Source organism: Ruoffia sp. FAM 20857, assembly GCF_045528645.1.
Lineage (GTDB): Bacteria > Bacillota > Bacilli > Lactobacillales > Aerococcaceae > Ruoffia > Ruoffia halotolerans.
Map to the genome: position 1 here is coordinate 1 of NZ_JBGQRB010000014.1, position 26,830 is coordinate 26,830.

Sequence of the window (26,830 nt, forward strand, 5' to 3'; positions counted from 1 at the left end):
ATGAGAACACAACACAAACTATCGTTGCATAGAGAGACACTTAAACATAGGAATAAAAAAAGAGCCAAGGTGACTGCGTCACCTGGCTCCTCGGTCCACCAACATCAAAAATTCATGAACCATTAAAATGAGTCATCAACCCTATTTGACAATGAGCCTAAAAAAATCCTTTATACTAGTACTTGGATGACTTATCCAAGACCAATACAAAGGATCTATGCATGGATAAGTATAAAACAAAAATGACAATAAATAAATGGTTTTCGTATATTAAATTAGAACAATTAAGCTTAGATTCTCGTCAAGCCATCGAACAATTTGATCGTTATGCAAAGAAATTGACATTTAAGAAAGTAATAAAGCTCTTTCTGTATGCCATTAACGATGAAACCGAAAGTTTACGACACCTAGACCAACAACTTGTCAATCCGAATTTGAAAAAAGTAATGGGGATAGACTCTATCAGTTACTCTCAGCTTTCTCGTGCCCTACGGGCACTTGAACCAAGTGTATTACTGGAGGTTTTTAATCATTTACTTTCTCTTGTGCATAAAAAGACGAAGGTAAAGTCGAAAGAAAAACTCTATCTGATTGATTCCACAACCTTTTCATTTAGCAAGAATTCCTATCCATGGGCGCATTTTAGACCGACAAAAGCTGGCATAAAGTTACATTTAAAAGTCTGCTTCATGAATGAACGTTGGGTGCACCCTGAACAATTTGAAGTATCTCCTGCTTCTGAACATGATCATGAGCACTTAGAGGTCTTTATCAATGAGCCATTGGCTACATACGTTTTTGATCGTGGGTATCTTGATTTCGTTCAATTCGATCAAATGCATTGGGATGGGTATTTCTTCGTTTCTCGGATTAAGAAGAATACGAAGGTACATGTGCAAGGCCATCTAGACGTTCCTAAAGGAACGGGTATTATCAGTGACCAGTTGCTTCAATTGGGCAGTCAAGTCTACTTGACGAGTCTCTTTCGACTTGTGACGATAGAAAGAAAGCAGCAAGCCAATTTAAGAATTATCACCAACCGCATGGATGTATCAGCTGAAGAGGTTAGTAAAATGTATCAATCACGATGGCAAATCGAGCTCTTTTTCAAGCATATCAAGCAACACTTGACGATTAAAAACTACTTTTCAAAGTCAGAAGACGGTGTGGAAAATCAAGTCATACTGGCACTGATTGTCTACTTACTGACCTTACTCATCAAGCTTGAATTAGACTTAAAACAAACAGTTTTCCACGTTTTAAGGCATTTACGAGCGTTACAGTATGAACCGTTCGAATTATTTAAGGAAATATTCGAACCTGACTAAGTGAAAGAAGCCGCAAATCGATTTATCTACAACTAAATAAGTCAAAAAAATTCTGGAAAAAGTCATCCGCTGCGCCAGCATTTGACTTTTTTGAAATTTTTAACGAAAACTACATGTGATTTAATTAACAATAAACAAGTAACAGTGATTTTCAGTTTTATGCAACACTAGTGAAATATAACATGAATTACATAAATATTCTACTAAAAAAATAAGTTAATTTAAATATACTCTTTCAATTTTTCGTATTTGTAAGTTAAAACCCTATAAAATAGCGAAAACGATTGCATTTATTTTAAATATATTTTTTCAGATTCTGCGACGTAATCAGTGCATTAAGAAATACTTTCTCAGTATAATTAATAAAGAAACTATCTTTTCACTAGTGTTGCATTAAAATATTAACCTGTTCCATGGCATAAAAAATCCTTTATACTAGTACTTGGATGACTTATCCAAGACCAATACAAAGGATCTATACCAGGTCCTTTGTAAGAATTGTATCGACGAGATCGATTCGTAAACTTTAGACACTGTAGCCCTAATTGTCTCATAATACGAAGAACGCGTTTATGATTGACTTTATAGCCTCTGGCTCTTAATTCAATTGTAATGCGTCGATATCCATATCGCTCTTTATGTTCCTCAAAGATAGCTTGGATAAGGTCTTCAAGCTCTTTATCTTTATGAGGTTTGGTTTTCTTCGCGATATGATAGTGTTAAGTTGACTCTGGTAATTCTGTCACATATAAGACATCTTTGAGTTTAAAGCCTATTTGGGTTAAGTCATAGACTATGTCTGTTTGTTGTTTGCGCGTGGGTCTTCTAAGCCCAGCGCTTTTAACTTTTTTAAGTATTCTAATTCAATCCTTAAATACTCATTTTCTTTCTTTAACAATTCGTTCTCTTGCTTCATTTCATCATGATTGTTATCGTGAATCGTTTTATTATTATCTTGATTCGGATTCGATTTAGGCATTTTTGGCGGTCTCCCTTGCGGTTTATTCAGACCTTGGGTGCCAAACCTTTCGTATTGACGATGCCAGTTGGCTATGATGGATGGCTCACTTATACCAAAAGCATTCGCTGTGTCTATATAGGACGCACCCGTGTCTTGCTTAAATCTTAAAACATTTAACTTAAAATTTAAAGGATAGGTTGCATTTCGTCGTTTGGTTTTAAGGCCTTCTTTCCCATTGGTTTTGAATTGGTTAACCCATTTTTCAATCAAACTTGTCGTTGAAATATGGTGTTTCTTAGCGAGTAAGGTGTAACCGAATGTCCCATTTAGATACTCTTCGACAACCTTTAATTTGAATTCATATGAATACTTTTGTGACACAAAAACGACCCCCGTAAAGTTAGATTTTTAACTCTAACTTTCGGGGGTCACCTCAGCGCCTTGCTATTTTTATACTTCTTTTAATTCATTAAGTAACTGACGTTTGGCTTCGATAAACTCAGGTTCAAAAATTATTTTCTCAACATCAAAGCTTTTAAAGTCGACGGGCAACTCAAATGTAATTTCACCGGGTTGCCCTTTAATAATATAAACCCGATCCGATAAGATTAAAGCTTCATCTACATCATGGGTAATGATTAATGAAGACCAGCCCATCTTCTCGCGGTAATTCATAAACCATTGATGAAGTTGACGTCTTGTAATGGCGTCAAGAGCACTAAAAGCTTCATCTAACAATAGCCATGGTCTGTCAAATGCAGCTGTTCGCATAAAAGCCACGCGTTGTCTCATCCCACCACTTAGGGCGTGGGGATAATAATTCGCCCATTCTTTAAATTGAAAGATATCGAGTAATTCTAACGCATGCTCACGTGCGTGTTTCTTGCTTTCACCCTGTAAAATCCGCGGCAACATAATATTTTCAATGACAGTATAATGCGGATACAACATATCTTTTTGAAGCATGTAACTTATCTTACCTTTAATTTCTTTGGTTCCATTCAACTCAATCTGACCTTGTTGGGCATCGATAATTCCTGCAATGAGGTTAAAAAGGGTTGTTTTTCCAACCCCACTCGGGCCAATAATGGCAACGGTCTCCCCTTTTTGAAGTTGAATGTTAATATTTTTTAGTACTTGACGATTCCCGTATCGAAAACCAACATCTTGAATTGATAACATGTTATTCTCCTAAAAATTCGTTCGTAAAGTATGTCCCTTCAGTCAAGTCAACTTCCGTTAAGTTACTTTCGTATAACCATGTGTAGAAAGCATTCCAGCGCTCTTCATCGATATAACCCCATTGTTCTGGTTTACTTGTATAGGCTTCGTTAATCCATTCTTGGGAAGCAAGAACAAAATCACGTTGCCCTTCTAATTCCGGTGCATGTTTCAGGAGAATATCGGTTGCTTCTTCTGGATTCTCGATTGCATATTGATAACCGCGTTTGATGGCTTGAACCACTTGCGTCGCTTCTTCAGGACTATTCGCTAAATAATCGTTATTTGCAATAATTATTGGTGAGTAGAAATCTAATTCTTCTGCGTAATCTCTGAAGTAAAAGAAGTTCGTTGGAACGCCCTGGCTCTCAGCCATTATACCGTCCCAAGCGTAATAAACCCAGGCTGATTCAAACATCGAATTAGCTAAACCAACAATGGAATTATCTGCTTGATTAGGGACTAATTCGATTTGTGAATAATCGCCGCCTTCGTTATTAATAATATGCTCTAACATTCCCAGTTCAATGGGATCATTCCATGTTCCGTAAGTATGACCTTCCATCTCCACCGGTTTTGTAATTTGGCTGTCTTCTCTAGCAATAATACCACTTGTATTATGTTCGATAATTGTTGCGACAGCTGTTACAGGTAAACCTCCTGCTAGACGTGTAGCTAAAGAATCTTGGAAACTAATGCCAAATTGAGCTTGACCCAAACCTACTAATTCAGTCGTACTGCCTTCTGGTGGACGGCGAATCGTTACTTCCACGCCCGCTTCTTCAAAATACCCTTTTTCTAAAGCAACATATAATCCAGTATGATTTGTATTCGGTACCCAATCTAAAATAAACTCTATCTGACTGGCTTGAGCCGATGCACTCATAGGAATTAATACTGACATACTGACGATTAAAGCAACAAGCATTTTCTTGAAATAATTCATCATATTATTCTTCTCCTCTGATTTTCTTTTTTTGATTAAAACGCCAAGGTGTTAAATATTTTTCAATATAAGATACAACACCCATAAAGAACAGACTTAATAACGAAATTAAAACAATGACCGCAAACATCTTGTCATAGCTAAAGGCACGTTTGGTTTGAATCATATAAACCCCTAAACCTTCAAAGCCACCAAGCCACTCAGCGACAACCGAACTCACAAAAGCGTAAGACACACTGACCTTCAAGCCACTTAAGAAAAATGACATACTCAACGGTAACTTCACATGACGTAATATCTGCCAACGATTTGCTCCCATTAATTGGAGTAATTGAATCGCATCCTTATCCGCGTTAGCAAAGCCGTTCAGTATACTAATAATAATGGGAAATAATGTCGTTAAAATGACTAAAACAATCTTTGGTGTCATGTCATAACCTAGCCAAAGCACTAATATCGGTGCAATTGCTACAGTTGGAATGGTTTGTGTAACCACCAACATTGGATATAAGGCTCGGTTCAACCAAGGAATCACATCCATAATAATCGCTAAAAAGAAAGCGAGGAAAATTCCTATAGCGAGACCAATAAACGCTTGAATCAGTGTCACCCGGCTGTTCATCCATAAATTCTCTCGGTCTTGCCACAAAGCGATTAGAACATCACTTGGTGCGGGAATAATAAACTCAGGTAACCAACCAACTCTAGCAGCCACTTCCCAAAGCAGTAATAGCCCCAGACCTAGGATCCATGAAGCATATTTAGTGGCGATGTTTTGTAGTTTTATCTTCAATCGTTAACACTGACCCTTTCGCATCATAACTAATTTTGACGTTAGTAAAAATTTTGTGGTGTGTTTGAGAAGCGATTTCGATCGCCTCTTTTAAGATAGGCATCAAAGTATCATAATCACCTTGAATCGTTGTCTCAAACGCCGCCACTTCATAGTTATCCGTCTTTGATGCTATAAAAGCAATGACAGAATCAACCACTTCAAGTGTCGCTTCTTGTGTTGCACCTAGCGGTAAAATTTGTAAAGCAATACTACAATTAACCAAAAAAAAACCTCCCTCATATTCACAACACAAAGTGTCTGAGTCAAGGTAGGTTGAGTGATATTGATAAAGGTATATTCGTACAAAAAGCATACTGCACCAATATACATAAACTTTACTTATTCACATCCCTACGCGAGTCTTAACTCATTCAGGTTCATAGAGTTCAGGTAATCCCATCTCAGCCGAAGCACCCCTTATGTTATAGTAGAAAGCTTAGCATATTCATAAGCAATGTGCAACAGGATTCAAATTTTTGTATCAAAAAAGCTCGAAGAACCCAATAAAATGGCAATCTTCGAGCTGGTTGTAACAGCTTAATACATCATTAAATATTTATCTAATTCCCATTGTGTCACTTGTTTTTTATATGACTCAAATTCCATTGTTTTCTCAACAATAAAGTTACCTGAAATATGTGGACCTAGAGCATCTCTCATGATTGGGCTGGCTTCAAATTCAGCAATGGCTTCGCTAAGTGATGATGGCAGGTCAATGACACCTTCAGCCATACGCTCTTCTGGAGTCATCGTATAAATATTACGGTCAATTGGCATAGGTGGTTCAATCTTGTTCTCAATTCCATCTAAACCAGCTTGCAAGATAACTGCTAAGGCTAAGTATGGGTTGGCAGAAGGATCCACACTTCTTAACTCAACACGAGTTGAATTACCACGAGATGATGGAATACGAATAAGTGGAGAACGATTTCTCTCACTCCAAGCAATATATACTGGTGCTTCGTATCCTTCAACTAATCGTTTGTAAGAATTTACTAATGGATTACAAATAGCTGTATAAGCACTCGCATGCTTAATTAAACCACCGATAAAGTAATGAGCATTCTTAGATAATTGATCTGGAGTTGATTCATCATAGAAAGCATTCTTCCCATCTTTATCGAATAAAGATACATTAAAGTGCATTCCAGAACCACTCTCACCATAAATAGGCTTAGGCATGAACGTCGCATATAAATTATGACGACGAGCCACTGTTTTAACAATCAATTTAAACAATTGAATTTTATCACATGCGCGAATCGCATCATTATATTTCCAATCAATCTCATGTTGCCCTGGTGCAACTTCGTGATGACTCGCTTCGATTTCAAAATCTATACGCTCTAATTCAAGCACAATATCACGTCGACAGTTTTCTCCTAAATCCGTTGGCGCAAAGTCAAAGTAGCCACCATCATCATTTAAGTCCATCGTTGGTCGACCATCTTCATCCAGTTTTAATAAGAAAAATTCAGGTTCTGGGCCTAAGTTGAACGAAGAAAAACCTAAATCTTCCATCTTATCTAACACTCGTCTTAAATTCCCACGAGGGTCACCTAAGAAAGGCTCTCGTTTTGTTGTATCTACATCACAGATTAAACAAGCAATGCGTCCACCATCTGAGGGAACATCCCAGTTAAAAATCATCCAAGAGTCGTAATCAGGAATTAAATACATATCACTTTCTTCAATGCGTACAAATCCTTCAATTGATGAACCATCAAATGTCATATTATTTTCTAATGCCTTTTCTAACTGTGTTAAAGGAATTTCAACATTCTTAATTGTTCCTCTAATATCCGTAAACATTAATCGTATAAAGTGTACGTTATTCTCATGCGCATCAGCAATAATACGATCTTTCGTCCATTTTGTCATTGCTTCAAAATCCTCTCTTTTAATAGGTTATTCGAATCTAGATTGAAAATCTAGTTCATCCCTTAAGATACGTCGCACATCTTGGTCAGTTAGAGGTACTGAGTTTTTAGATACTCTGTCACTAAAGCGATATCTATTTTTAATACCTTTAATTGTCATGCCTTCATCCATTAGGTCAATGATGTCCAGTAATCGATCGACATCATTTAAAGAGTATAGCCTACGGTTGGTTTCGCTACGTTGAGGCTCGATTAATCCCTGTTCTTCGTAATAACGAATTTGACGAGCGGTTAACTCCGTCAACTCCATAACCGTACCTATTGGAAAAACTGCTAGTGACTTACGAAATTCCTTTCTTGCCATCACCATTCTCCTCTCTTAGAAAATTATTATACAACGATTAAAAAGCTCTCGCAAACATATTATAACACCATTTGTAAAGAAATATCACATGAATGAATTCCAAACTAATAATTATTATTATACAGTCATCTAGCTTTTGAAATTATGAACAGAATATTAAACTTTCATTACTTTATTCAAATATTCAACATTTCTTATGGTATTCTCAAGTCAGTTAGCGTATTCTTTTATTTAGAAATGTTTTTTTAAAAGGAGTTTTTGAAATGCCAAAAACGCGTAACTATACGCCAATAGCAACAATTGGCTCTCTTATATTCATTGCCATTTGTTTAAGTTTAATTATACTTTTAAATAAATTAACTGCGAACAATAATTTAATTATTGCAGAGCACCAACAACAATCTACTCAAGAAGAGTTAATTTCTTTACAAACTGAGCCCGTTGTTTCTCAACAGACTGAAAGTGTAACCGATGAAAGCATCGAAACACCAGCTACTTTGGCAGAAACACTGAGTACCTACTCACCAAAAGATAAAGCAATGGAAGAAACGATTGCTGAATTAACCCAAACGGAGTTTGATGGAAACTTAATTCAAGCCCAAGATGAAATTCTTGCAGCTATCCATGCAAATGATCTTGATGTGGAAGAACTTGGTTATCTTTTCTTACCAGATTATCCGGCAGAAAAAACTGCGGCTGCAACTGGAACCCAAATTGACGTTCCATTGTATCTGCAAAAAGATGCGAACTGGCGAACTGAGAAATACGGAAGTAATACAACCCAACAACTGGGTGAAAACGGCTGTGCAATCCTTTCTCTAGCCATGGTTCATGCTGCTTTTGAGAATCGAGAAGTGAATCCAATGGAAATCCTTGAATGGAGCGAGGAAAAGTATTGGGTAGATAATGCCGGGACATCTTGGCAAATCTTCCATGACTTTGCGGTTGAATATGATTACAATTTTTATAACTATGGAAATGATTTCTATAGCGCAATGGAAGCTGTAAATAACGGTGAATTAATCGTTGCGTCTGTCTTACCAGGTTTCTTTACAGAGGTTGGCCACATTATCGTCATTCGTGGCTATGAAAATGGTCAAGTCTACGTTAATGATCCAAACGATGACGCTCAAAAAATGTATAGTATTCAAGGTATTGACGAAGAAGTATTACTCACAGAGGGTATCAATTACTGGTCTCTCTCAAAATAATTTAAGCAATCTAACATCCATTCCAAAATTTTTGGGGTGGATGTTTCTTTAGTTACAAGTGATTTTATGAGTGACAACATTTGCTTGTTTTATTGTTATAGGCATTATGATATTATTAGACTTTGAGATAAATACGCCATCAATGTCATGATTGAAGGCGAAATATTATTCAATCTCATCTTACCAACTGAATTAACAAAAGACGTTGCAAAGATAATGAGGTATAATATAGAAGTCGGGATGTTATGTATCGCGCGGAGACATATTGTGCTCAAGATTGAAATATTATTATATAAAAAGGAGATCTAACAATGACATCAGTAGTAGTTGTAGGAACACAATGGGGAGACGAAGGTAAAGGTAAAATTACTGACTTTCTAAGTAATAACGCTGAAGTAATTGCACGTTATCAAGGTGGAGACAATGCAGGGCATACGATTCAATTTGATGGTAAAACATTTAAATTACACTTAATCCCTTCAGGTATTTTTGATAATAGTAAAATCAGTGTTATCGGAAACGGTGTTGTCGTGAATCCAAAGTCAATTGTTAAAGAATTGAACTATTTAGCAGATGAAGGTGTTGATACAAGTAGTTTACGTATTTCTTCACGCGCTCATGTTATCTTGCCTTACCACATCTTAATGGATCAACTTCAAGAAGATTCAAAAGGGGATAACAAAATCGGAACAACGATTAAAGGGATTGGCCCAGCTTACATGGATAAAGCTGCTCGTGTTGGAATCCGCGTTGCTGATTTATTAGATAAAGAAATTTTTAAAGAGCGCTTAGAAGTAAACTTAGCTGAAAAGAATAAATTATTCGAGCGCGTTTATGACAATTCACCTTTATCTTTTGAAGAAATTTTCGAAGAATACTACGCATATGGTCAAGAAATTGCGAAGTATGTTACTGATACATCAGTCATTTTAAACGATGCGATTGATGAAGGTAAACGTGTATTATTCGAAGGTGCTCAAGGTGTCATGTTAGATATCGATCAAGGTACATATCCATTCGTTACTTCTTCAAACCCAGTAGCTGGTGGGGTAACGATTGGTAGTGGAGTAGGACCATCAAAAATTGATACAGTCGTTGGTGTATGTAAAGCTTATACATCACGTGTAGGAGACGGACCATTCCCAACAGAATTGTTTGATGAAGTTGGAGAACAAATTCGTGAAGTAGGTAGAGAATACGGAACAACTACAGGGCGTCCACGTCGTGTAGGTTGGTTTGATTCAGTTGTTATGCGTCACTCACGCCGAGTATCAGGTATTACAAATCTATCATTAAACTCAATCGACGTATTGACTGGTTTAGAGACAGTTAAGATTTGTACTGCTTACGAAACTTCTGCTGGTGAACGTATTGAATATTACCCAGCAAGTCTAAAAGTTCTAGCTGACTGTACGCCAGTTTACGAAGAATTACCTGGTTGGACAGAAGATATCACAGGTGCAAAATCTTTAGAAGACTTACCACAAAATGCACGTAACTACGTTCGTCGCATCAGTGAATTAGTTGGAGTTAAGATTGCAACTTTATCTGTTGGTCCTGACCGTGAACAAACAATGATTTTAGATAGCGTTTGGGGATAAACTCCCTTTTAAGTGCCCGTGGTTATATAACCTCTGGCTCTTTTTTGTTTTAAATTTAATACAATATTCACAAAATAAATGGCGAATTCCACATTTTTCTTTCGATAAAAATTCACATTTACAGCGTATGATGGAATTAACAGATAGAGGAGGGCGCAAAATGAGATTAAAAAAATTATTATTAGTATCTACATGTGCTTTAGCAATCGGAGCAGGAACTACTCTTGGAAATAATGCTTTACTACCAACGAGTCAAACCGTTCATGCCCAAGAAGAAACAACAACAGAGGTGGACCAAGAATTACTCGTTCAAATAAAAAATAACTTAGCGGGCGTTCAACCTGTTAACTTAGAACAATTATTAGAAGTAGAGGATCAATATTTAGTTGATTTATATACTACAAAAAATACTGAAGCAGAATCGAATCCTGAACTGGATGTATGGTTAGAAATGTATAACCAGTTAGCAATCGATTACCCTCAATTAAACCTTTTAACAGGTGAGGACTTACAAGCTTATAATGAAGCAGCAGAGGCTATTTCTACTTATTCAGAATATAGCTATTCAGATTTAAACACGGCTTTACCTAGTGACATCTTAGGATGGTATACGAATGCATTGTTAGAAAATAACGATGACGAGCAAGCTGCTGTTGAATCAATCGTGCCACAAATTACCCAAGCACGTGATGCTTACATCGAACGTCGTACTGAAAGAGAAAATGGCGAAGACAATGGGAATGGTGAAACTCCAGCACCTGAAGATGAATTTGAAGCAGCGATTTTGGAATATACTGATATTACAGAAGAGCAATTCAGTCAATTCACTGAGGAAGAATTAGCACCGATTAAAACAACTGCTGAAAATGGAGATTACGCTCAAGAAACGATGGACATTGTCCGCGACCAAATCATCGAATTAAATCCTGAAATCTTTACCGATGAACAGGTCGGTTCAGTTGCTACTAAGATTCGTGAAGCATTCATTGAATCAACACCTGCAACTCAAGAACAATTAGACCAACTTGATGACATTTACTTAGTAAGTATGGTAGGTGAAGGAAATCAAGCAGGTACTGATATTGGTGGAGCTTATAACACAGCTGTATACGATAACCCAGAAGTCTTCGGTCCTGAAGCCAGTCGTTTTAGAGACGCTTTAGTTTCGGATTATAACTTAAATGAAGAAGAGTTGTTAGAAGTACCTGATGCTGAATTACTATGGCAAGAATTTTCAATCTTCGAAGAAAATAACGCAGAAGACATGGAAGCCTTGGCATTAGCAATGCAAGAAAATTACGATATTACTGTTGATGATGCAGAAACATCTTCAGATGAACGTTCTTCAAGCGAAGAATCATCCGATGAAGAGTCTTCTGATGAGGAATCCTCTGATGAAGAAGAATCATCTGACTCAAGTGAATCCGAACCAGCAAGTGATTTAGATATTTACCGTGAAGTATTAGTCGGTCAAACTGATTTAACGATGGAACAATTAAATCAATTTAGTGATGAACATATTACTAGTTTGATGGATAGACTGGGACTTTCAACTGAAAGTACTTCTCCAGAAGAATTAACTGCTTTACGCGATGAAATCGTGATTGCTGGTTATGAGAATTTCAGTGATGATCAATTATCAAGTACGATTGCACCAGTTCGTGTGGCTGTCGTTAATCAAACACCAGCAACTGATGCTATCTTGAATGAATTTAGTGATCGTACATTCGCTGAATGGTACAATGAAGCTAAGAATGTTGATGCAGAATTACCTAGCTACATATTCCAACAGTTAGTAACAATGTATCCAGACATGTTTGATGCTTTAGTTGTTGAAGCGAAGAATAATATTATTCAAAATACTACAATTACTCAAGATCAAGTTGATCAAATGCAATTTGAAGATATTTTATGGGCTGTTCAACCGAATGAATCTGGTGATGTAAATTATGTAGATGTAACTAATTACTTAACTGAAAGATATCCAGATGTAGTCAATGGTGGTGGTTCTCAAACACCTTCAAGTGATGGCAATGAAGAATCATCAAGTGTTGATGTATCTATTAGTTCATCCGTAGAAGAGAATGAAGAGAATTTACCAAACACTGGTGAAAATAGTTCAATTTGGCTTATTATTGTAGCTGCTTTAGCTTTAATCGGTGGAGGTATTTACTTATTCATCTCTGGACGTCGTCATAAAAACTAAGACAAATCGATAGATAAATAGAATTTAATAAACCCTAAGCATTCTATAGTTGTGAGACTAAAGAGTGCTTAGGGTTTTTTGTTTACTCATTTGTTTAGTAGTCTAATGTTTCGAATAACTGATCAAAGTATGCAACTGTCTCTGGTCTATCTTCCAATGAACTATCTGGATAAGCCGATAAATCAGGATTTTCATCTAAAAAATACTTCAATGAGTACACTCCGAAGCCTTCTGCGAATGATTCAATGGTAGAATTGTAATAAGACTCTTCATCTGCCCATTCATTTTCATAAATGGCCTGCCAATCATCTTGTGTTGACCAAGAATCTTCAGACTCTTCATCCCAATCGATTAATGCATAGCTAGCAAAATCTAATATGTGCCCAAATTCATGATAAATTAGATTTTTATAGATGGGTTTATCACCTACAAAATATACAGTCCCATCATCCTTAGCTAAACCATGTAAAGTAAAGCCTGATGTTTCTGAAGGTGGCATTTCATTTTCAGCTAAGACATAAATATTCGAAAGTCGACGCTTAATTTCACTTGGCAATGTTTCAACTACCTCTTCAATCGAAGCGATATTTTCTCCTAAAACAGCTTCGTCTTCAATTTGATCAGAGATAAAATAATGTAAAACAGGTTCTTCTAAATGCCCATTATTATATTTGTTGGTAAAGATACTAAATTCTTCTCTAGCAATCTCAATCACTTCGGTAGCTAAGTCATAATCGTCACTTTCCGAATCAACTTGACTATATAATTCCTCGGCACGTAACATTGAAGCTTTAGCATCGGCATAAACTGAAGTCGGAATCATTTGTTTTAATTCATAACGTTCAACTAAACCTTCGGAATACTCATTAAAATAAATTTGTCTAAGCTTATGATTAATATCTAAGCGTTGCATCGCGATTAAATCACTATAATTGTATAAATCAACGACGTCATTAGTTAAATTCATCGGTGCGACTAAATAATGATCTTCTGGATCAGCCGAATAATAGATGTAATATGAAATATAAGTGGCTATATCTCTATATGAATCTTTATAAGCATTAAAATGAACAAAATTATAAACTTCATCCATCTGAGCAAATGAAAGTAGAGCTTCATCAGTAAATAGAGTGTCTTCATTAATTGACACTTGATCACTTGGCAATTCAGCTTCAATCAACGTATAGTCACTTTGAGGGTATATCGTTGTATCAGTATCTATATTTTCGTATATGGCTTCATCAACAGGTTCAGCTTCAACTACTTGTATATAATCAGGTTGAGTATAGTCAATGCTTTCAATCGACTCAATTGTAGTAGCATTCGTACTAACAGATGAAGCAAATAACACTATAAAAAAAGATATAAGAATTAAAGCGTTCAATTTTAACTTACCTACTACATCTTGCTGATTCTTTTCGACCGTCTCCATATTGTTACCTCCACTTTCAATGTCATATATTATAAGTTTATTATAAACCAGCTTAAAGAGAAAGAAATAACCTAAAGAACATATGTTCCTATAAAAAGTTTCACGTGGAACATACATTCGGGTATTTGCTATTTTATACACCTATTTAAACAGTGATTAAACAGATTAACCACCGAGTTAATTGAATTAACACAAAAACTTTCACTAAATTTAATTAGAAAGAGTTTTTTATTGTAAGTTACATCATGGGCGGTTCGGGCACAAATGAAAGACTTGAGAATTTATTATATTCCTTTTTAAATAATAAACGAACCGTATCTCTTGCACCTGCACGGTTCTTAGCTAAGATTACCTCAACAGTATTATCAGGCAGATCATCATCTTGAACAGGTTCTTCATCACCTTCTTGTTGGTGATAATCCTCACGGTATAAGAAGGCAACGATATCCGCATCTTGCTCAATCGATCCAGACTCACGAATATCACTTAAGATTGGTCGTTTATTCTGACGATGTTCCACACCACGAGATAATTGAGACAGCGCAATAACAGGAACGCCTAATTCTTTAGCTAATTTCTTCAATTGACGAGAAATCTCAGATACTTCTTGCTGACGACTTTCTCCACCTGATCCCTCGATTAATTGAAGATAGTCAATCACAATCAGACCTAAATCTGGATTCTCTTGTTTTAATCGTCTACTTTTAGCACGAATTTCAGATACTTTAATCCCTGCTGTATCATCAATAAAGATAGGTGCATCTTTAAGTGTGTTTGTAGCCACCGTGAAACTATTCCATTCATCATCAGTTAGTTGTCCTGTACGTAAATTGGATGCATGGATATTACCTTCTGCACAAATAATACGGTTTACTAAGTCTAATGCCCCCATCTCTAGTGAGAATATTACGACAGGAATTTTAGATTTAGTGGCAACGTTTTGGGCAATATTTAAAGCAAAGGCTGTTTTACCTACGGATGGTCTCGCAGCTAGAATAATTAATTGGTCTGGCTGTAAACCACTTGTTAATTTATCTAAGTCGATATAACCTGTTGGTAAGCCAACAACATCTCTTTTCTCTTCCGATAATCGAACTATGTTCTCAAATGCATCTGAAATTAGCGATCGTAAAGAGACGGGTCCGTCATTATTCTTACCTTCACCAATTGATAAGATAAGTTTTTCACTTTTTTCGATGATATTAGCAATCTCATCACCTTCTTCATAAGCTGTATGGCTTATTTGTGTACTAGCTGAGATTAAACTACGTAAAATTGATTTATCTTTTACTATTTTAGCATAATGGTCCACGTTCACTGCTGTCGGTGCAGTTTGTGTTAACTCAATTATATAATCATGGCCGCCGACATTTTCGATTTCACCATAGCTTGTTAATCGATCAATTAAAGTGATGGCATCAAGTTCATAATCAGGTGAATCGAAGATATTTGCCATCGTATTAAAGATAATACGATGTTTACGTAAATAAAAGTCATCTTCTTCAATAATTGATTGAACCGTTCCTACTTTAATAGGATTGATGAGTAAAGCGCCGAGCACTGATTGTTCAGCCTCTATATTATATGGTAGTTGTCTATCCATTGGGTTATTTTCCAACGGTTCACCTTCTTTCTTCATTTCTTTATTCTACTCGATTCACTCTTAAATACAAGTATATAAATCATACCAAATTTTGAGCCTTTTTCATAGTTATGAACATGTTGATAACTTTTCTTTAATGGATTTATATTATTTACATGTTTATAATTTTTCCCAGTAAAAAAGTGTATTCATTGGGTTGAATTCCAATGAATACACTTTTGAATTATTTACTTTGTATCATATGAAGTTATTGTTCAACGATATGTACTTTAATATCTGCTGTGACTTCACTATGAAGTTTCACTGGAACGTTGTAACGACCTAAAGAGTTTAGATTTTCACCTAATTGAATTTTACGGCGATCAACTTCGATGTTATATTGCTTTTCAAGCTCTTCTGCTATTTGTTTAGAAGGGATAGTACCGAATAATCGACCATCTTCTCCTGTTTTAGCAGCAATTGTAACAACAGTTTCTTCTTTTTCAATCGCTTCTTTAATTTCTTTAGATTCAGCTAGTTCTTCTTTAGCTAGTCTAGCTTCAGCTTCTTTTTTAGATTTTAACTGATTTAAAGCTGCACCATCCGCTACTTTAGCTAAATTGTTCTTGATTAGATAATTACGCCCGTAACCATCTGATACTTCAATCACATCACCTTTTTTACCTTGTTTCTTAACATCTTTTAATAGAATTACTTTCATTTAAAGTCCTCCTTATTCTTTATTTATTTCTTCTGATAATTGAATGTAGACCTCTTCAGTCGTTTTATCTTCAATTTGCGTTGCAGCATTTGATAAATGACCTCCGCCACCTAATCTTTCCATGATCGTTTGTACGTTGATACTTCCTAAACTTCGTGCACTAATCCCTACAACAGAATCACTTCTACGGTAGATAACAAAAGAAGCCTCAACACCTTTAACGTCTAATAATACATCAGCAGTTTGTGATGCAGTTATATTATCAAAGACTTCTTCATCAGGTCCAATGATGACCGCAAAGCCTTCTTTAACGAATTTTGTATTCTCAATGAGCTTATTACGCTCTATTAAATTAGATAAATCTTCTTTGAGCAATCGTTGAATCTGAACTCGGTCAGCACCCCGCGATTTTAAATAACTTGCGACATCGAAAGTTCTAGAACCCGTTCGAGATGAGAAGTTATTTGTATCTACAATCACCCCAGCAAGTAATGCTGTTGCTTCAAACTTGTTTAAAGCTTCATTCGTATTACGCATATTAATGAAAAATTCAGTAATCAACTCCGACGTTGATGAAGCGTAGGGTTCAATATATGTAAGAACCGTTTGCTCTGGAAATTCTTCTCCACGGCGGTGATGATCAATAATAACAACATCATGACCATTTATCAAATCTTCAGCCTCACTTAATGATGGACGATGATGATCAACTAAGATCATTAATGTTTCATCTGTTGTAAATTTCTCAGCATCTTCTTTATTCACGAAGATATCTTCATCCCATAAGTATCGTGCTTGATCTAAAGCCAATAATTGTCGAATGTCTTGGTTAAACTCATCTTCATTAATAAGAATACGAGCCGGAACACCGAAAGATCTGACAATCTTATAAATACCTATTGCAGAGCCCATAGAGTCCATATCAGGGGTTTTATGACCAGATATGAGTATTTGCTCTGTTTGTTGAATTGACGTGCGTAAGGCCTGAAAAACTAAGCGTGACTTTATATTTGTACGTTTCTCTGTAGGATTTGTTTTACCACCATAGAATCTCGCTTTACCAGATTTCGATCTTACGACAATTTGATCGCCACCGCGTCCTAGTGCTAAATCTAAGTTAAGTTGTGCTTGGTCTGATAAGTCATCGATACGATAACTTGGTGAATCTGGATAAGATATGCCAATACTAGTTGATAATGGCATATTTCTTAAGGAATTGCGTTCACGCATCTCATCGAAAAACTTAAACTTATCTTTCTCAAGTTTATCAAGCACATATTGGTTTAGAAGTAGAATAAATTTTTCCTCATTGATTCGTTTAGTAAAAACGCCATAGGATTCAGCCCATTCATTGATATCATTCAATATAATAGAGTCAAAATTGGTTGCCTGTTGATCATCGAGGGTTTCCACAATCTCGTTATAGTCATCCAAGAAAAGATAACCGAATACAACTTGATCGAATTTCTTCTGTTCTCGAATCAACACTTCATCTGTTACATCAATCATATATAATGCTTTCACATCTGTTTGGTGTAATATACGGTAATACCGGTCCATAAAAGGAACAGTATGCCAATGTTTATCAGATTCAATTGCTATCATTTTGTCAAACTCTTTATTTATAGATACTAGTGGTTCTCCAAGTAACTCCTGCGATCCAAACAAATGTTGCATCGCTGGATTGACCCACTTAATGCGATGATTAGAATCTTGACCATATAATAGGATTCCAATAGGAGAGCGGTACATTGCATCTTCCTGCGCACCTCGTACTGATTGAGAGAGGCGACTCGCCATTGTACTTAAGTTACGAATAAAGTTTTCATAATTAAACACAAAAAATACGACAACTGCAATTAGTAATATAAAAAGCATTACACCGATTTCCCAGCGTAACATTAATGCAGCGAGCATAATAATTGTATATAAAATGACTAAACTATAAATTTGCCAACTAATATCTAATGAATGAAATTGTTCAAAGAATGCTTTAAGTCTTTCTTTATTAAACATATTTCACCTCATCTAATTAATAATATACTAAGTATTTTAACATAATCAATGTTCTAATGCTATTGTTCCGAAGTTTACTAACTTTCTGGAAAATATGTTAAAAGTTTCATGTGAAACATTTATGTTATGCGTCAAAAAAAGAGAGTAGAACACGAGGTCCTACTCTCAGCTAATTAAAATTAGTCTTTAATTGTAAATGGAATGAGTGCCATAATACGAGTACGTTTAACTGTTGAAGTTAAAGTACGTTGATGTTTAGCACAAGTACCTGTAACTCGACGAGGTAAAATTTTACCTTTTTCAGATACGAAACGGCTAACTAAATCCACGTCTTTATAATCAGGGTGATCAATATGATTTGCACAGAAAAAACATACTTTTTTTCTGCGTCTTCCACCACGACGTTGTCCCATAGGTGTTATCCTCCTTTATATTTTAAACGAATGTTGAAAGATTAGAATGGTAAGTCATCTTCAGAGATGTCAACTGGCGTGCCATCTTCCATATTAAATGGTGAGTTACCCAATCCTCCACTATTGTTATTTGAATTATTGTTTTGATACGATGATTGGTTATTGTTGTAGTTGTTTTGTTGGTTTTGAGTGTTGTTATTGTTATAACTTTGTCCGCCACCATAACTACTACCGCTATTATTGTTGCTAGTATCCGCAGGTCTTTGTTCTGTAACTGAACGTGGTTCCAATAAATGGAACTGTTCTACAACTACTTCAGTAACATAGACACGTTGACCTTGTTGGTTTTCATAATTACGTGTTTGAAGACGTCCTTCGACTCCAACTTGAGATCCTTTACGAGTAAAGTTAGCAAAGTTTTCTGCTGATTTACGCCAGATTACGCAACTAATAAAATCAGCTTCACGCTCACCTTGTTGATTAGTAAAATTGCGATTAACGGCTATGGTAAAAGTACCTACTGCAATACCCGAAGAAGTAAACTTTAAGTCAACTTCTCGTGTCAAACGTCCCACTAATTGAACTGTGTTCACAATTACAACCTCCTTCAAAGTGTTTCACGTGAAACAAATTAAGCTTCTACTTTAGTAATCATAAAACGTAAGATTCCGCGATTAATCGCAGCTAAACGGTCGAATTCGTTGATTCCTGCAGCATCTGAAGCTTCAGCTGTGATTAAATGATAAATTCCTTCTTTATAATCATTAATCTCATATGCTAAGCGACGTTTTGCCCAGTCTTTCGACTCAACAATTGTAGTTCCGTTTGCTGTTAAGATACCATCGAAACGTTCTACTAATTCATTTTTCTCGTCTTCGTTTAAGTCAGGACGGATAATATATAAAATTTCGTATTTTGTTGTTTGGCTCATTTGGCTTGCACCTCCTTTTGGTCTGATGGCCCTAAAAATTTATTAGAGCAAGGAGAGTATAGTTAAATACTCACATCTATGAATTATACATTTATCATTATTTGATTACAAGCTTTATTTGAAAGTTTTTTATGAGACATTTTACATTGTTTTCATCTTATTTTAATAAAAGTCCTTAGTTTTTATTTTATTTGTGATATAATGCTCATATCATTAATTAAAAAGGAGCGTTTAAGATGAATCGCATTTATAATTTCTCTGCAGGACCATCTACACTGCCAGTTTCAGTATTAGAAGATGTTAGTAAAAACCTAACAAATTACCATGGGCAAGGCCTATCCGTTATGGAAATGAGCCACCGATCTCCATCCTACATGGAAATTCATGCGAATGCTAAACAATCATTACGTAACCTAATGAATATTCCAGATACTTACGAAATATTATTTTTACAAGGTGGGGCATCAACTCAGTTTTCAAGTGTACCATTAAATTTATTAAATAAATCAGGTAAAGCTGATTATATCTTAACAGGAAGTTTCTCTAAAAAAGCTTATAAAGAAGCACTTCGCTACGGTGATATTCAAATCGCAGCAAGTACTGAAGAGGATGATTTTACCTATATTCCAAATAACGACGCTATTAATGTCCGTCCAGATGCTGATTATGTACATTTGTGTTTGAACAATACAATCTATGGTACGCGTTTTAAACCAGAAGAATTACCACAATTTGACGGTATTCCTTTAGTCGCTGATATGTCTTCGAATATTCTATCAGAAGAATATGATGTCTCTAAATTTGGCCTAATCTATGCTGGAGCTCAAAAAAATATGGGACCAGCGGGTCTAACTGTTGTCATTGTGCGTAAAGACCTAGTAGGTAAGGCTCAAGATATCACGCCTACAATGCTCGATTATGCGACACAAATTGATAAAGATTCAATGTATAACACACCTCCTACTTTTGCTATTTATGTAGCTGGTCAAGTATTTGCTTGGTTAGAAGAGCAAGGTGGTGTGAAAGCCATCGAAGCAATCAATAAAGAAAAAACGGCTAAACTTTATGACTACATTGACCAAAGTGATTTCTATCAAGGGACAGCTCGTAAAGAGAACCGTTCAATTATGAATGTGACTTTTAGAACCGATTCAGAGGATTTAGATAAAGCTTTCGCTAAAGAAGCCCAAGAAAAAGGTCTACATAACTTGAAAGGACACCGATCAGTCGGTGGCATGCGTGCGAGTATCTATAACGCCATGCCGATGGAAGGTATCGATGCACTCATTAACTTTATGAAAGTCTTTGAAAATGATAATAAGCGAGGTACAAAATGAGCTATACAGAAAAAAGATTTAAAATTAAAACATTAAACAATATTGATGCCAATGCATTAAGTAAGCTAACACACGAATTTACTTTAAATCATAGTGATTCCGAAGCAGATGCCATTATTGTAAGAAGTGCTGATATGCATCAGATGGACTTACCAAAAAAATTAAAATTTGTCGGCCGAGCAGGTTCAGGTGTTAACAATATCCCAATTGATGAATTGACCAAGAAGGGAATTGTTGTTGCAAATGCACCAGGTGCCAACGCAAATGGTGTGAAAGAGTTAGTTCTGTCTTCTTTGATTATGTCTTCAAGAAACATTGAATCGGCCTTAGAATGGACTCAAACGCTCGTAGGCCAATCTGATATTGGATCAAAAGTTGAAGCAGGTAAAAAACAATTTGTTGGACCCGAATTAGCCGATAAGAAAATTGGTATCATTGGTTTAGGTGCCATTGGTGTGCTTGTTGCTAATATGTGTTTAGGTTTAGGGATGGATGTCTACGGTTATGACCCATACTTATCGGTCCAACACGCTCTCGGCTTAAATCCCTCAACAAAAACTCAATATGATATTAATTATATTATGCAAAACTGTGATTACATCACATTACATATTCCATACAATGACAGTACTAAAAATTATTTAAATGCAGAATTATTAGCTGAAGCCAAAAAAGGTCAAATCATTATTAACTGTGCCCGTGGTGGTTTAGTGGATTTAAATGCCTTGGAAGACGCAATTAATAATGGAAGTATAGGTAAATATGTCGTCGATTTCCCTGATGAAAAAACATTAACTATGAAAAATACGATTAATATTCCACATCTCGGTGCATCAACGCCTGAAAGTGAAGCGAATGCAGCAAATATGGTCATTGATCAAGTAATGGATTACTTAAAAAATGGAAACATTCATCATTCAGTGAATTTCCCTACGATTAATTTTGGTCCAATTCAAACAGTTTGCCGTATAACAGTGTTACACCGTAATATTCCGAACATGATTGGTCAGATTACTCATGTACTTTCTCAACACAATCTGAATATTAACCGATTAACGAACAAACCTCGCAATGGATGGGCTTGTACAATGATTGATTTAGACAATGATATCGAAGAAAATGGTAAAATTGCACTTGAAAATATCGAAGGTGTCGTCCGTGTTCGACATCTTAAACCGTCAACAAACTAAGAAAAATAAGCACATAAAAGAAGCGATAAGCTCATCAAATGATGAAAGCTTGTCGCTTCTTTGTTCATTTATTATTCATTATCTTCATCAAACTCTTCTTCAGTATCTTCTACTGCTTCTGAAATTCTTTCTGATAATTCTTCATTGAGTTCAACATCTTCGGAAGTTACTGACTCACGGTCAACTTTGACGTCATCAATATGTTCAATGACCTCTTCCTCTGTAACATCTTTTTCAGCTGCTGGAATCGTAGCGATCGAACTAACAATAGCATCGTCATCTAATCGAATCATACGAACACCAAGGGTAGCACGAGATGTTTGGGAAATACCACCAACGTGTGATCTGATTACAACACCTTGATCAGTCATAATCATCAAGTCTTCATCACCTTTAACGGTCACGATACCTGCTAATTTACCACTCTTCTCAGAGATATTGGACGTTTTCACTCCAAGACCTCCACGATTTTTAGGTGTATATTCTGAAGCAGGCGTTCGTTTACCATAACCATTTTCAGTTACAACTAAGACTTCGTGCTCATCAGTCAATACGTCAGATCCAACAACATAATCGTCATCACGTAATTTAATACCACGGACACCTGTGGCAGTACGCCCCATCACACGAACATCACTTTCATTGAAAGTCATCGCATTTCCGTTATGTGTTCCGATAACAATGTTGTGTTCACCCGTTGTTTCCATAACATTGACTAATTCATCGCCTTCTTTTAAGTTAATTGCGATTAATCCATTTTGACGAATATTATAATAATCTGATGATTTAGTACGTTTTGCTGTACCACTTCGCGTTACAAAGAATAAGTAACTATCAGATTGACCAGATTCTTCGGTTGATTTATTCACTGAAATAATTTGTTTCACTACTTCTCCAGTACCAAGACTAATTAAGTTTACGATTGGTAAACCTTTTGCCTGACGTCCGTATTCTGGAATATCGTACCCTTTAAGGCTGAATACGCGTCCGAGGTTCGTAAAGAATAATAGGGTATCATGGGTTGAAGCTGAGACAAGTGTTTGAATTTCATCGTTATCTCCTAAGCCCATACCTTTAACACCACGTCCACCACGGTTTTGAACTTGGAATTCATCTTGAGTCATTCGCTTCACATATCCGTTAGCAGTTAAAGTGATTAATACATCTTCTTCATCGATTAAATCTTCGTCATCGATGTTCATTAAATCCCCAATTTGTAATTCCGTTCGACGTTCATCGCCAAAACGTGTTTTTAAATCTGTTAATTCATCTTCAATAATTTCAAACATACGCTCTTGGTTACTTAAAATCTCAGTTAAGCGTTCAATCAATGCGAGTAAATCATTGTGTTCTTTCTCAATTTTTTCACGTTCTAAGCCAGTTAAACGAACTAAACGCATATCGAGTATTGCTTGTGCTTGGACATCTGTAAGTCCGTAATTTTCGATTAATTGTGTTTTAGCTGTCTCACCATCACGAGATGAACGGATAATCGTAATAATTTCATCAATATGATCTAAAGCAATCAATAATCCTTGTAAGATATGGTCACGATTTTCTGCTTTACGTTTCTCGAATTCAGTTCTACGACGAATCACTTCAATTTGGTGATCTAAATACTTATCAAGAATATCTTTAATACCTAGGACTTTAGGTACGCCACCGTCAATCGCAAGTATATTAAAACCAAATGACACTTGCATTGGAGTGTATTTGTAAAGGTTATTCAAGACAACACTGGCAGAAACATCACGTCTTACTTCAATAACCACACGTGTCCCTTCACGTGCAGACTCGTCGTTAGCATAAGTAATACCTTCGATTCGTTTTTCACGAGCTAATTCAGCAATACGTTTAACTAAATTCGCTTTATTTACTCCATAGGGTAATTCTGAAACAATAATACGTTCACGATCATTACCAATGGGTTCAATGTCTACTTTTGAACGGATAATGATTTTCCCTTTACCTGTTTTGTAGGCTTTACGAATACCTGATTTCCCCATAACAATACCACCCGTTGGGAAATCCGGACCTGGAATGTGTTCCATAATTTCTTCGACAGTAATTTCTGGATTGTGCATTAGCGCAATCACACCATCAATGACTTCACCTAAATTATGTGGCGGAATATTTGTTGCCATCCCCACAGCAATACCAGCCGCACCGTTTACCAACAGGTTAGGGAAACGAGCAGGTAATACTACGGGTTCTTTTTCTTCTTGAGAATAGTTTTCTTGAAAATCAATAGTATCTTTATTAATATCACGAAGCATTTCTAAGGCAATTTTCGACATACGTGCTTCCGTATAACGCATTGCCGCTGCTCCGTCACCATCGACTGAACCAAAGTTCCCGTGCCCATCCACGAGTAATTGACGGTAACTAAATGGTTGTGCCATACGTACCATCGCTTCATAGATTGCTGAGTCCCCATGGGGGTGATATTTCCCCATAACATCCCCAACAATACGTGCAGATTTCTTATGTGGTTTATCAGGGGTAACTCCTAATTCATTCATCCCATATAAAATACGGCGCTGAACGGGTTTCAAACCATCACGTACATCTGGAAGTGCACGTGAGACAATAACACTCATTGCATAGTCAAGGAATGACGTTCGCATTTCATCTGGAAGATTAATTGATTCAATTTCGCGGTGATTATCTCCGAAAATTTCACTCATATTTTTATTCCTTTCTGTTTATGAGACATAGATACGTTGTAGTAATTATGTATCTAAATTTTGTACATAAACGGCATTTTCTTCAATAAATTCACGACGTGGCGGAACTTCGTCCCCCATAAGCATTTCCATAACATCGTTAGCAATCTCAGCATCATCGATCGTTACACGAAGTAAGCGACGATTTTCTGGATTCATTGTTGTATCCCACAGTTGCTCGTAGTCCATCTCTCCAAGACCTTTATAGCGTTGTAGAGAGTAACGCGCATCTGGATTTTCTGCTTGCCATTTACGTAATTGTTCGTCTGTATCAAGGTACAATTCTTTTTTACCTTGTTTAATTTGGTAAAGAGGCGGTTGAGCAATATAAATATAACCCGCTTCTAATAAAGGACGCATATAACGGAAAATTAATGTTAATAATAGCGTACGAATATGTGCTCCATCAACATCCGCATCGGTCATCAAAATTAATTTATGATAACGAGCTTTTGATACATCAAATTCAGAACCAAAACCTGTTCCCATTGCAGTAAATAATGAACGGATTTCTTCGTTATTTAAGATACGATCCATTGACGCTTTTTCAACGTTAAGAATTTTACCACGAATGGGTAAAATTGCTTGGTACATTCTTGAACGTCCTTGTTTCGCTGATCCACCGGCAGAGTCACCCTCCACGATAAATAATTCACTTTTTTCTGGATCACGACTTGAACAGTCAGCTAACTTACCTGGTAAGTTAGCAATTTCTAAGCCAGATTTCTTACGTGTCATTTCACGGGCACGTTTTGCTGCATTTCTTGCACGTGAAGCTAAAATACCTTTTTCGATAATGATTTTTGCTACTTTTGGATTTTCTAATAAGAAAGATTCGTAATTAGACGAAAAAAGACGGTCTGTAATTGTACGAACTTCAGAGTTACCAAGTTTCGTCTTTGTTTGTCCCTCAAATTGTGGGTCCGGATGTTTAACAGACAATACAATAGTTAAACCTTCTCGAGTATCATCTCCAGATAAATTATCATCTGAGTCTTTTAGTAAGTTATTTGAACGTGCATAATCATTGATGACACGCGTTAATCCAGCTTTTAACCCAGATTCATGTGTTCCACCTTCGTGGGTATGAATATTATTAGCAAAAGATAGAATTTTAGTTGCGTAATCGGTTGTATATTGTAAAGCAATCTCAACTTGAATCCCGTCAGATTCACCTTCTAAGTAAATTGGTTTCTCATGTAAGACTTGCTTGTCTTCGTTCATGTATTCAACAAAACTTTGAATACCACCCTCATAGAAGAAACTATCTGATTCTTCACGCTCTTCACGTTTATCTTCTAGACTAATACGTAAACCTTTATTTAAGAAAGCTAATTCACGAATACGTTCTTTTAAGATATTGTATTTAAAGTCCGTTGTATCAGTAAAAATCGTAGGATCGGCTTTAAAGTTTACTTTTGTTCCTGTATGTTCAGATGTCCCGACGATTTCCAATTCTTTCGCGATATTCCCGCGTTCAAATTCTTCACGGTATACTTTACCATTACGGGAAACCTCGACGTATAAGTGAGAAGACAGCGCGTTTACGACTGCTGCACCTACCCCGTGAAGTCCTCCGGAAACTTTATAACCGCCACCACCGAATTTACCTCCAGAGTGAAGCATCGTAAAGACGGTCTCAACAGCGGGACGACCCGTTTTTTTTTGAGTATCTACTGGAATTCCACGACCATTATCGGTAACTGTAATTGTATTATCCGCTTCGATAACGACTTCGATATGATCACTATAACCTGCAAGTGCCTCGTCAATTGAATTATCAACGATTTCCCACACTAAGTGATGTAAACCATCAATACTTGTCGTACCTATATACATACCCGGACGCTTACGAACCGCTTCAAGACCTTCAAGGACTTGAATCTGATTCGCGTCATAGTTTTGTTCATTAATATTATCTGGCATGTT

23 protein-coding genes and 1 riboswitch are annotated in these 26,830 nt (G+C 36.2%); of the genes, 6 read left to right on the top strand and 17 right to left on the bottom strand.

The genetic code is table 11. From position 1 onward, the window contains the following. The first annotated feature begins 221 nt into the window (after nucleotides 1–221). Nucleotides 222–1,328 (top strand): IS4 family transposase, encoded by a 1,107-nt coding sequence (locus ACEN4N_RS04665; RefSeq protein ID WP_407093777.1) that lies wholly within the window; start codon nucleotides 222–224, stop codon nucleotides 1,326–1,328. 401 nt (nucleotides 1,329–1,729) lie between these two features. Here the strand turns inward: ACEN4N_RS04665 and ACEN4N_RS04670 are convergent, their stop codons facing one another. The 8 genes from ACEN4N_RS04670 to ACEN4N_RS04705 form a co-directional block, all read right to left on the bottom strand. After that, nucleotides 1,730–2,038 carry an IS3 family transposase gene (locus ACEN4N_RS04670; RefSeq protein WP_407093786.1) on the bottom strand — a complete coding sequence of 103 codons (309 nt, stop codon included), beginning with the start codon at nucleotides 2,036–2,038 and terminating at the stop codon, nucleotides 1,730–1,732. Nucleotides 2,039–2,121: 83 nt separating this feature from the next. Next, nucleotides 2,122–2,670, bottom strand: coding sequence for a helix-turn-helix domain-containing protein (locus ACEN4N_RS04675; protein WP_407093778.1), 549 nt, complete (start codon nucleotides 2,668–2,670; stop codon nucleotides 2,122–2,124). Nucleotides 2,671–2,739: 69 nt separating this feature from the next. After that, the gene (locus tag ACEN4N_RS04680; protein ID WP_407090731.1) at nucleotides 2,740–3,471 is read right to left on the bottom strand and encodes an ABC transporter ATP-binding protein; all 732 of its coding nucleotides are present in this window, start codon (nucleotides 3,469–3,471) and stop codon (nucleotides 2,740–2,742) included. Nucleotide 3,472: 1 nt separating this feature from the next. Beyond that, nucleotides 3,473–4,459 carry an ABC transporter substrate-binding protein gene (locus ACEN4N_RS04685; protein WP_138403745.1) on the bottom strand — a complete coding sequence of 329 codons (987 nt, stop codon included), beginning with the start codon at nucleotides 4,457–4,459 and terminating at the stop codon, nucleotides 3,473–3,475. A gap of 1 nt (nucleotide 4,460) precedes the next feature. Then, nucleotides 4,461–5,249 carry an ABC transporter permease gene (locus ACEN4N_RS04690; RefSeq protein WP_407090729.1) on the bottom strand — a complete coding sequence of 263 codons (789 nt, stop codon included), beginning with the start codon at nucleotides 5,247–5,249 and terminating at the stop codon, nucleotides 4,461–4,463. Further along, nucleotides 5,218–5,514, bottom strand: a complete 297-nt coding sequence (locus ACEN4N_RS04695; RefSeq protein ID WP_218930351.1) for a thiamine-binding protein — start codon at nucleotides 5,512–5,514, stop codon at nucleotides 5,218–5,220. Before ACEN4N_RS04695 ends, ACEN4N_RS04690 begins: the two co-directional genes overlap by 32 nt. A 108-nt stretch (nucleotides 5,515–5,622) precedes the next feature. Beyond that, nucleotides 5,623–5,719, bottom strand: a riboswitch (TPP riboswitch). A 109-nt stretch (nucleotides 5,720–5,828) separates the two neighbouring features. Then, a complete protein-coding gene (gene glnA / locus ACEN4N_RS04700) occupies nucleotides 5,829–7,172 on the bottom strand; it encodes a type I glutamate--ammonia ligase (RefSeq protein WP_407093779.1) in 1,344 nt (447 codons plus the stop codon). Nucleotides 7,173–7,199: 27 nt separating this feature from the next. Beyond that, on the bottom strand, nucleotides 7,200–7,535 hold the full coding sequence (locus ACEN4N_RS04705) for a MerR family transcriptional regulator (RefSeq protein ID WP_138403749.1): 336 nt from the start codon (nucleotides 7,533–7,535) through the stop codon (nucleotides 7,200–7,202). Between the two features lie 263 nt (nucleotides 7,536–7,798). Between ACEN4N_RS04705 and ACEN4N_RS04710 the strand changes: the two genes are divergently transcribed. The 3 genes from ACEN4N_RS04710 to ACEN4N_RS04720 all read left to right on the top strand — a co-directional run bounded on the left by ACEN4N_RS04710 (nucleotide 7,799) and on the right by ACEN4N_RS04720 (nucleotide 12,553). After that, nucleotides 7,799–8,746 (top strand): C39 family peptidase, encoded by a 948-nt coding sequence (locus ACEN4N_RS04710; protein ID WP_407093780.1) that lies wholly within the window; start codon nucleotides 7,799–7,801, stop codon nucleotides 8,744–8,746. Nucleotides 8,747–9,057: 311 nt separating this feature from the next. Further along, nucleotides 9,058–10,347: an adenylosuccinate synthase gene (locus ACEN4N_RS04715; protein ID WP_407093781.1), complete on the top strand. Its 1,290-nt coding sequence runs from the start codon at nucleotides 9,058–9,060 to the stop codon at nucleotides 10,345–10,347. Between the two features lie 160 nt (nucleotides 10,348–10,507). Next, nucleotides 10,508–12,553 (top strand): LPXTG cell wall anchor domain-containing protein, encoded by a 2,046-nt coding sequence (locus ACEN4N_RS04720; protein ID WP_407090725.1) that lies wholly within the window; start codon nucleotides 10,508–10,510, stop codon nucleotides 12,551–12,553. 94 nt (nucleotides 12,554–12,647) lie between these two features. Here the strand turns inward: ACEN4N_RS04720 and ACEN4N_RS04725 are convergent, their stop codons facing one another. From ACEN4N_RS04725 to rpsF, 7 genes are all read right to left on the bottom strand, one after another. Then, a complete protein-coding gene (locus ACEN4N_RS04725) occupies nucleotides 12,648–13,985 on the bottom strand; it encodes a hypothetical protein (RefSeq protein ID WP_407090724.1) in 1,338 nt (445 codons plus the stop codon). Between the two features lie 238 nt (nucleotides 13,986–14,223). After that, a complete protein-coding gene (gene dnaB / locus ACEN4N_RS04730) occupies nucleotides 14,224–15,624 on the bottom strand; it encodes a replicative DNA helicase (RefSeq protein ID WP_407093782.1) in 1,401 nt (466 codons plus the stop codon). A 211-nt stretch (nucleotides 15,625–15,835) separates the two neighbouring features. After that, nucleotides 15,836–16,288: a 50S ribosomal protein L9 gene (rplI, locus tag ACEN4N_RS04735; RefSeq protein ID WP_407090722.1), complete on the bottom strand. Its 453-nt coding sequence runs from the start codon at nucleotides 16,286–16,288 to the stop codon at nucleotides 15,836–15,838. Between the two features lie 12 nt (nucleotides 16,289–16,300). After that, nucleotides 16,301–18,304 (bottom strand): DHH family phosphoesterase, encoded by a 2,004-nt coding sequence (locus ACEN4N_RS04740; RefSeq protein ID WP_407090721.1) that lies wholly within the window; start codon nucleotides 18,302–18,304, stop codon nucleotides 16,301–16,303. Nucleotides 18,305–18,483: 179 nt separating this feature from the next. Continuing rightward, nucleotides 18,484–18,717 (bottom strand): 30S ribosomal protein S18, encoded by a 234-nt coding sequence (gene rpsR, locus ACEN4N_RS04745; RefSeq protein ID WP_138403756.1) that lies wholly within the window; start codon nucleotides 18,715–18,717, stop codon nucleotides 18,484–18,486. Nucleotides 18,718–18,758: 41 nt separating this feature from the next. Beyond that, nucleotides 18,759–19,310, bottom strand: coding sequence for a single-stranded DNA-binding protein (gene ssb / locus ACEN4N_RS04750; RefSeq protein ID WP_407089873.1), 552 nt, complete (start codon nucleotides 19,308–19,310; stop codon nucleotides 18,759–18,761). Nucleotides 19,311–19,348: 38 nt separating this feature from the next. Next, nucleotides 19,349–19,648, bottom strand: a complete 300-nt coding sequence (gene rpsF / locus ACEN4N_RS04755) for a 30S ribosomal protein S6 (RefSeq protein ID WP_338486829.1) — start codon at nucleotides 19,646–19,648, stop codon at nucleotides 19,349–19,351. 236 nt (nucleotides 19,649–19,884) lie between these two features. On the opposite strand from rpsF, the gene serC reads away from it, so the two are divergent. After that, nucleotides 19,885–20,985: a 3-phosphoserine/phosphohydroxythreonine transaminase gene (serC, locus tag ACEN4N_RS04760; RefSeq protein ID WP_407093783.1), complete on the top strand. Its 1,101-nt coding sequence runs from the start codon at nucleotides 19,885–19,887 to the stop codon at nucleotides 20,983–20,985. Beyond that, nucleotides 20,982–22,175 carry a 3-phosphoglycerate dehydrogenase family protein gene (locus ACEN4N_RS04765; RefSeq protein WP_407089870.1) on the top strand — a complete coding sequence of 398 codons (1,194 nt, stop codon included), beginning with the start codon at nucleotides 20,982–20,984 and terminating at the stop codon, nucleotides 22,173–22,175. The genes serC and ACEN4N_RS04765 overlap by 4 nt, the downstream gene beginning before the upstream one ends. Before the next feature lie 71 nt (nucleotides 22,176–22,246). Here ACEN4N_RS04765 and gyrA read toward each other — a convergent pair whose 3' ends face one another. Then, nucleotides 22,247–24,862 carry a DNA gyrase subunit A gene (gyrA, locus tag ACEN4N_RS04770; RefSeq protein ID WP_407089869.1) on the bottom strand — a complete coding sequence of 872 codons (2,616 nt, stop codon included), beginning with the start codon at nucleotides 24,860–24,862 and terminating at the stop codon, nucleotides 22,247–22,249. Nucleotides 24,863–24,907: 45 nt separating this feature from the next. After that, a complete protein-coding gene (gene gyrB / locus ACEN4N_RS04775; RefSeq protein WP_407089868.1) occupies nucleotides 24,908–26,827 on the bottom strand; it encodes a DNA topoisomerase (ATP-hydrolyzing) subunit B in 1,920 nt (639 codons plus the stop codon). Nucleotides 26,828–26,830 lie beyond the last annotated feature (3 nt).

What these genes read in the sequence shown, in the direction of transcription:
- ACEN4N_RS04665 (WP_407093777.1), top strand. Translation starts at nt 222, where the DNA reads ATGGATAAGTATAAAACAAAAATGACAATAAATAAATGGTTTTCGTAT.
- ACEN4N_RS04680 (WP_407090731.1), bottom strand. Translation starts at nt 3,471, where the DNA reads ATGTTATCAATTCAAGATGTTGGTTTTCGATACGGGAATCGTCAAGTA.
- ACEN4N_RS04685 (WP_138403745.1), bottom strand. Translation starts at nt 4,459, where the DNA reads ATGATGAATTATTTCAAGAAAATGCTTGTTGCTTTAATCGTCAGTATG.
- glnA (WP_407093779.1), bottom strand. Translation starts at nt 7,172, where the DNA reads ATGACAAAATGGACGAAAGATCGTATTATTGCTGATGCGCATGAGAAT.
- ACEN4N_RS04705 (WP_138403749.1), bottom strand. Translation starts at nt 7,535, where the DNA reads ATGGCAAGAAAGGAATTTCGTAAGTCACTAGCAGTTTTTCCAATAGGT.
- ACEN4N_RS04710 (WP_407093780.1), top strand. Translation starts at nt 7,799, where the DNA reads ATGCCAAAAACGCGTAACTATACGCCAATAGCAACAATTGGCTCTCTT.
- ACEN4N_RS04715 (WP_407093781.1), top strand. Translation starts at nt 9,058, where the DNA reads ATGACATCAGTAGTAGTTGTAGGAACACAATGGGGAGACGAAGGTAAA.
- ACEN4N_RS04720 (WP_407090725.1), top strand. Translation starts at nt 10,508, where the DNA reads ATGAGATTAAAAAAATTATTATTAGTATCTACATGTGCTTTAGCAATC.
- ACEN4N_RS04725 (WP_407090724.1), bottom strand. Translation starts at nt 13,985, where the DNA reads ATGGAGACGGTCGAAAAGAATCAGCAAGATGTAGTAGGTAAGTTAAAA.
- dnaB (WP_407093782.1), bottom strand. Translation starts at nt 15,624, where the DNA reads ATGAAGAAAGAAGGTGAACCGTTGGAAAATAACCCAATGGATAGACAA.
- rplI (WP_407090722.1), bottom strand. Translation starts at nt 16,288, where the DNA reads ATGAAAGTAATTCTATTAAAAGATGTTAAGAAACAAGGTAAAAAAGGT.
- ACEN4N_RS04740 (WP_407090721.1), bottom strand. Translation starts at nt 18,304, where the DNA reads ATGTTTAATAAAGAAAGACTTAAAGCATTCTTTGAACAATTTCATTCA.
- rpsR (WP_138403756.1), bottom strand. Translation starts at nt 18,717, where the DNA reads ATGGGACAACGTCGTGGTGGAAGACGCAGAAAAAAAGTATGTTTTTTC.
- rpsF (WP_338486829.1), bottom strand. Translation starts at nt 19,648, where the DNA reads ATGAGCCAAACAACAAAATACGAAATTTTATATATTATCCGTCCTGAC.
- serC (WP_407093783.1), top strand. Translation starts at nt 19,885, where the DNA reads ATGAATCGCATTTATAATTTCTCTGCAGGACCATCTACACTGCCAGTT.
- ACEN4N_RS04765 (WP_407089870.1), top strand. Translation starts at nt 20,982, where the DNA reads ATGAGCTATACAGAAAAAAGATTTAAAATTAAAACATTAAACAATATT.
- gyrA (WP_407089869.1), bottom strand. Translation starts at nt 24,862, where the DNA reads ATGAGTGAAATTTTCGGAGATAATCACCGCGAAATTGAATCAATTAAT.
- gyrB (WP_407089868.1), bottom strand. Translation starts at nt 26,827, where the DNA reads ATGCCAGATAATATTAATGAACAAAACTATGACGCGAATCAGATTCAA.